The 2,118-nt window shown below is 73.4% G+C and carries 2 protein-coding genes; one reads left to right on the forward strand and one right to left on the reverse strand.

Features of this window, described 5'->3' with window-relative positions; all coding sequences use genetic code 11:
* Positions 1-1,002, forward strand: a 1,002-nt coding sequence (locus tag AB0H12_RS45145; RefSeq protein WP_499632949.1) for an SAM-dependent methyltransferase, incomplete at its 5' end; no start/stop codon positions are given.
* 36 nt (positions 1,003-1,038) lie between these two features.
* Here AB0H12_RS45145 and AB0H12_RS45150 read toward each other — a convergent pair.
* On the reverse strand, positions 1,039-2,118 hold a 1,080-nt coding region (locus AB0H12_RS45150), incomplete at its 5' end, for a methyltransferase (protein ID WP_499632952.1).

Raw genomic sequence — 2,118 nt, forward strand, 5'->3', positions numbered from 1 at the left:
GTGAGCGTCCCGCCGGTCGAGGCCACCGCCCACGTCTTCAACTCCGCCGTGGCCGCCTGGGCGCTGAGCGCGGCGTGGGAGGTCGGCGCGCTCGACGAGCTGCACGAGTCCGGCAAGCTGGCGACCGCGGAGTTCGTTGAGGCCAACGACCTGCACGGGCCGTCGACCGCCGCGATGTTCCGGGCGCTGGGCGCCGTGGACGTCGTGGAGCGCCGGGGCGACACCGTGATCACCGGGCCGAACTTCGAGGAGGCGTACCGGGCCCGCTCGTTCTTCCACTGGCTGGCCCGCGGTTCGGCCGAGTTGTTCAGGCAGATGCCGGCGGTCATGCGCAACGCCAACCGGACCGGCGACCTCGACCCACGCGACGCCGCGGCGATCGCCTACGCCTGCCGAGGGATCAACGCGCTGTGCTACGAACCGGCGTTCCGGGCCGCGCTGGCCCGGCTGGGTTCCGGCTTCTCGGTGGTGGCCGACCTGGGGTGCGGCAGCGGCGAGCGGATCATGTCGATCGCGCAGCGCCACCCCGGCGTGCGGGCGGTCGGTGTCGACATCGCGCGGCCCTCGCTCGCCGTGGCCGCCGAGGAGGCCGCCGCGACCGGGTTGGCGGGCCGGGTCACGCTGGTCGAGGCGGACGTGACCGACCTGCCCGACCACCCCGCGTTCGCCGAGGTCGACCTGCTGACGTGCTTCATGATGGGCCACGACCTGTGGCCGCGGGAGGAGTGCGTGGCCACACTGCGCAGGCTGCGCGAGCTGTTCCCCCGCGCACGCACCCTGCTGCTCGGTGACGCGACCAGGACCGTGGACGACCCGGACCGGCCGCCGCCGGTGTTCACCCTGGGCTTCGAGGTGGCGCACGACCTGATGGGCGTGTTCATCCCGACCGCGGCCGAGTGGGAGTCGGTGTTCCACGAGGCGGGCTGGAGGGTGGCGCACCGCGACGTGATCGACGTCGCGGTGGGCGAAGTGGTGTTCCAGCTCGAACCCGTCCGCGGGTGAACCCGCGCCGGTGCCTCACCGGGGAGGCACCGGCGCTCAGGCGCGCGCGGCGAGCAGCAGCCGGTGCATGGGGGCATCGAGCAACCGCACGCGCCGCAGCCCGCCGCCGGCGAGCCACTCGTCGTACTCGCGCAGCGCGTAGGTGTCACCGCCGCCGGAGGTGAGCATGGACGCGGCGAACAGCCGGGAGAAGCGGTCCTGGCTGGAGCCCAGGTCGTCGTCCACGACGACCTGGTCCACGATGGCCACGAGTCCGTCGAGGGACAGCGCCTTGGCGGCCTTGAGCACCAGGGCCTGCGCGGAGTCCGGGCTCTGCAAGTGGAAGATGTTGACGAACAGCACCAGGTCGTGGCCGTCGCCCCAGTCCTCAGTGCGGAAGTCGCCGTCCACGGTCCTGAAGCGCCCGTCCACCCCGAGCCGCCTGCTCTGCCGCCGGGCGAGGGCGTTGATGCGCGGTTTGTCCAGGCCCACCGCGGTCAGGCCCGGGAACTCCCGCAACAGCAGCTGGCTGTAGATGCCGGAGCCGCTGCCGACGTCCAGCGCGGTCGAGGGCGGGGCTCCGAGGTCGGCCAGCGCGGCGACCAGGGTCTCCACGATGGGTGGCGCCCAGAAGTTGATGCCCCGGACGACCGACTCGTACATCTCGTCCGGTATCTGGTTGACGCGCGGCGCGCCGTCGTCGTCGCTGGTGCCCACCCGCACCGTCCCGGCGAGGTCGCGCCACGCCCGCCAGCCGAGCCGCCGGTCGTAGTCGATCTTGCCGACGAGGCTGAACAGGCCGTCCGGCAGCAGGCACTCGCGCATCGGCGCGGGCAGCTCGTAGCGTGCGTCCGGTAGGCGTTCCAGCAAGTCGTAGGCGTACAGGCCGTCGAGCATGACGCGGGTGGCGCGCTCGTCGGCGCCCAGCGCGGCGGCGAGCTCCGGCGCGGTCGCCGGTCCGGCCGCCAGCCGGATGAACACGCCGAGGTCGTGCGCCGCCTCGATCAGGCCCGGGGCCCACAGCGAGATCAGGTGCTCGTACACCCGGTGGGCGGCGCGCACGACGTCGGACGCGCCGCCCAGCCGGGCGGTGTCGACCAGCGGGTGCACGCCGCTCGACGCGGGGTCGGGTGTCAT

The sequence above is a fragment of the Actinosynnema sp. NPDC023794 genome (assembly GCF_040639675.1).
Taxonomy (GTDB): Bacteria; Actinomycetota; Actinomycetes; order Mycobacteriales; family Pseudonocardiaceae; genus Actinosynnema; species Actinosynnema luteola.